The following is a 3,698-nucleotide window of genomic DNA, read 5'->3' on the forward strand; positions in this document are numbered from 1 at the left end:
ACCTGCGCGGCGCCGACCTCGCGGACCTGCGCGGGGCCTCGGCGTTGCGGGGCGCGCTCATCTCGCCCGACCAGGTGCTGGGCGTCGGGCTCGCCCTCATCGGCGAGGCGGGGATCCGGGTCGAGTAGTGCAGCCGGGCCGATCGCGCCGCGGCGTCAGGCCAGATGCGACGCGGAGGCCCGCCACTGGTTGACGGCCCGGTTGATGATCGCCTGGAGCTGGAGGATCTGGTCGCGGTCGGTGAGCGTGATGCCGTCGGCCCCGGTGCGCAGCCGGAGTTCCGGCACACCGCGGTCCGCGCCGTCCTCGTCCAGCACCACGGTCTCGGCGACGGACACCTCGAGGAACGGGTCGTCGTCCGGACCGTCGACCTCCGTGACCAGGTCCTGCCGGTAACGAGGGGTGGTGAGGTCGATGGCATCGGTCATGAGGGGCACTCCCGACTGTTCGGTGGGGTCGCCTTAAGAGTAGGTGAGAAAACCAGGTCAACGTACGCGTGGGACAGCGTGTTACAGGTTGTTGTGATTCCGTGACCCACGCCACCCCCACCCGCGGTCCGCCCGGCTTCGACGCGCTCGACCGCGGGCCCGCGGGGACGTCGCCGACCACCCGAACTGGACAGTTGTGGAAAAAGATGCGCGAGTTGCTTGTGTGACTGTTGTGGTTGCCACATACTCACCCCATGACCACTGCCGGACCGTCAGCCCGACGCGCCCTCCTTCCCCGACTCCTCGTCGCCCTGGCCTCTGCAGCAGCTCTCTCGGTCGGCCTCCTCGTCGTCGTCATCTCCCCCCGCGCCGACGCCGAGGTGCCGCTCTCACCCGTCTACCACGGCCTCGCGCAGGGCCTCGACGCCTCCAGCTGGCAGCATCCGCACGGCGCCGGGGTCGACTGGCAGGCCGCCGCCGCGGCCGGACAGTCCTTCGCCTTCATCAAGGCCACCGAGGGCACCGGGCCGGCCAACCGGTACTACGAGGACGACATCGCCGAGGCGCGCGCCGCCGGGATGCTCGTCGGCAGCTACCACAAGGCCCGCCCCGCGATGGACCCCGCGCAGCAGGCCCACGCGTTCGCCGACCGACTGCAGTCGGTGGGCGGCCCGCAGTTGCCGCCCGTGCTGGACCTCGAGACCGACGAGGGGCTCGACGCCCGGCAGCTCGCCGACTGGACGCAGGTCTTCCTCGACACGCTCGCGCACCGCACCGGCCGCACGCCGATCCTCTACACGTACCGCTACTTCTGGATCGACCGCATGGACAACACCCCGCGCTTCGCCGAGTACCCGCTGTGGCTCGCCGAGTACGGCGTGTCCGAACCGACGCTGCCCGTGATCGGCGGCTGGGGCCAGTGGCTGTTCTGGCAGCGCTCGGAGACCGGCGAGGTCCCCGGGTTCGCCGACGACGTGGACCTCAACGTCTTCGCCGGCACCCGCGCGGACCTCGACGCGTGGCTCGGGCCCGTCGAGCCCGCGCCCGAGCCCGCCCCTGCGCCTGAGCCTGCCCCGGCTCCGGCCGCCGAGGCCGCGGCGCCGATCCCGCCCGAGGTCCCCGTGCCCGTCGAGGCCGTGACGATCCCCGTCCCGCGCGATCTCCCGACGCCCGACGGCGTGCGGCTGCCCGAGTCCATCGAGGTCCCGGCGGAGGTCGTGGCGCAGCTGGCGGACGGGCTGCGCTAGCGCCGTCGTCGGACGAGCATCGCGCGCACCGCGCGCCACCCCACCAGGAACACCCCGGTGACGACACCGGCCACGATCATGAAGCTCCAGTGCGGCACCCGGCCGTCCCCGAGCCCGCGGATCACCATGCCCACCACGAGCGTGGCCAGCCACAGCAGCACGCCCGAGCCGATCGACGAGGGCTCTCGGCGGCCGGCCAGCAGGACGAGCCAGCCCACCGCCAGGCCCACGAGGAACGGCCACGCGGTGCCCCACACCTGCGCCACGCCCAGGCCTTCGGAGTGCGCGCCGCGCCCGAAGGTGGAGAACACCACCACCAGCACGGCGTCGAGCACGATCATGACCGGCACGGCCACGGGTCTCACCTGTCCTTCTCTTCCCGGGCCTCCCGGCCGGTGAACGGGTAGGGGTTCTGCCCCGACTCCTCGTCCGCGGCGCCGTCCTCCCGCACGCGCACGCGGAGCAGCGGGAGCGGGCCGGAGTCATGGGTCACCGTCGGGCGCCACGGGTTCCCGTGCAGCGGCCACATCGCGGTGAGCCCGGCCGGTGGGGCCGCCGCGACGGTCGCGCGGGACTGTGCGGTGCGAGACGACCCGGACGACGAGGACGACGACGAGGACTGCTCGCCCGGGTCGTGTTCGCCCAACGGGTCGGCGTCGGGGTCGACGTCCACGGCACCACGGTAGAAGAGGAAGAAGACCACCCACCCGGCCAGGGCGACCAGCACGAAGCTGACGATGCGGTAGACGAACACGGTCGCGAAGGCCTGATGCGCGCCGAGCCCGCCCGCGGTCAGGGCGGTGATGAGCGCGACCTCGACGGTCCCGAGCCCGCCGGGCGTGATGGGGGCGGTGGCGACGATCTTGCCGGTGACGTAGGCGATGCACAGGCCGCCGATGCTGTGCTGGGCACCGACCGCGTTGGCGGCCGCCCACAGGCAGCCGATGTCGGCGACCCAGTTGAGCAGGGAGAACGCGAACGCCTTGGACAGCTGCCTCTTGCTCAGGTCGACGGCGTCGGCCTGCTCGACGACCTTGCGCACGCCGGCCGCGCCGTGGTCCGCGGGCTTGTGCCGCCGGGCGTTGATCCAGGCCAGGATCGACAGGACCGACCCCTCGATCTTGTCCGGGTGGCGGGCCGCCCACTGGACCACCACGACGATCGCGACCAGACCTAACGCAGAGAGCACCAGCAGGAACGGGTTGGACACGGATCCCACGAGGAAGAAGCCGAGCAGGGCGAGCAGCACGATGCCGACGGTCGACAGGACGCCGGAGATCACGAGCTGCCACGACGCCACGACCCGGGTCGCGCCCCACTGCCGGGTCTTGCGGTACGTCAGGGTGGTGCCGAAGACCTGCCCGCCGGGGATGCAGGTGGAGAAGGCGTTGGCGGAGAACACGAGGCCGACGCTGGCCCAGTAGCCGACGCGGACGCCGGCGGACTGCAGCAGCACCTTCTGCACGGAGCCGTAGCTCGACATGGACAGGTAGGAGAAGACGAGAGCGGCCGCGATCCAGCCCCAGTGCGGGCGGGCGACGGCCTCGAAGCCCTCGGCGAAGAACGGCATCTGGCCGCGGAGCCAGTACAGGATGAACCCCAGGACGGCGAGCGTCGCGCCGGCCTTGAACCACGGGTTGCCCAGGACAGCCCGGATACGGCGCCGCACCTCGGCGCCCCGCGTCCCCGTCATCACCTCACCATAACCAGAGCGTGCCGCCCGTCCCAGGATCCCACACCGGGGGCCCGGGGCGGCGGTCACGCCTCTGGATCCTGTCGACGTTCCTGCATCAGGCGGGCGATCAGCTCGGAGGCGGGGATCTTGCCGCCGGGCGCGGACCCGGGCTCGTCGTCGTACTCCGTGTCGTAGACGGGCTCGTACTCGGACTCGGGCTCGGTTTCGGACTCGGGCGCGGGCTCGGTTTCGGACTCGGGCGCAGGCTCCGGCTCGGCGTCCCGCGCCTGCGGCGCGCTGGTGCCCGCGGGCTCCCGGTCGAGCACGGCGACCGACGTGGCGGCCCCG

At 72.3% G+C, this 3,698-nt stretch carries 4 protein-coding genes and 1 pseudogene; 1 reads left to right on the forward strand and 4 read right to left on the reverse strand.

Annotated elements, in window-relative coordinates:
* Positions 1-155: 155 nt before the first annotated feature.
* Positions 156-428, reverse strand: coding sequence for a hypothetical protein (locus HMPREF3086_RS15220; protein ID WP_070722748.1), 273 nt, complete (start codon positions 426-428; stop codon positions 156-158).
* A gap of 254 nt (positions 429-682) precedes the next feature.
* Here HMPREF3086_RS15220 and HMPREF3086_RS15225 point away from each other — a divergent pair, with 254 nt between their 5' ends.
* Complete coding sequence (locus HMPREF3086_RS15225) at positions 683-1,675, forward strand: glycoside hydrolase family 25 protein (RefSeq protein WP_070722750.1); 993 nt, start codon at positions 683-685, stop codon at positions 1,673-1,675.
* On the opposite strand, the gene HMPREF3086_RS15230 is transcribed toward HMPREF3086_RS15225, so the two are convergent.
* From HMPREF3086_RS15230 to HMPREF3086_RS19130, 3 genes and pseudogenes are all read right to left on the reverse strand, one after another.
* Entirely contained in the window at positions 1,672-2,031 is a 360-nt protein-coding gene (locus tag HMPREF3086_RS15230; protein ID WP_082767750.1) for a DUF3054 domain-containing protein, read from the reverse strand. The two genes, HMPREF3086_RS15225 and HMPREF3086_RS15230, sit on opposite strands and share 4 nt — an antisense overlap.
* A 5-nt stretch (positions 2,032-2,036) precedes the next feature.
* Positions 2,037-3,368, reverse strand: a complete 1,332-nt coding sequence (locus HMPREF3086_RS15235; RefSeq protein ID WP_070722754.1) for a lysylphosphatidylglycerol synthase transmembrane domain-containing protein — start codon at positions 3,366-3,368, stop codon at positions 2,037-2,039.
* 65 nt (positions 3,369-3,433) lie between these two features.
* A pseudogene (locus HMPREF3086_RS19130) lies at positions 3,434-3,698 on the reverse strand (MMPL family transporter); the annotation flags it as partial.

The organism is Dietzia sp. HMSC21D01, from assembly GCF_001815995.1.
GTDB lineage: Bacteria > Actinomycetota > Actinomycetes > Mycobacteriales > Mycobacteriaceae > Dietzia > Dietzia cinnamea.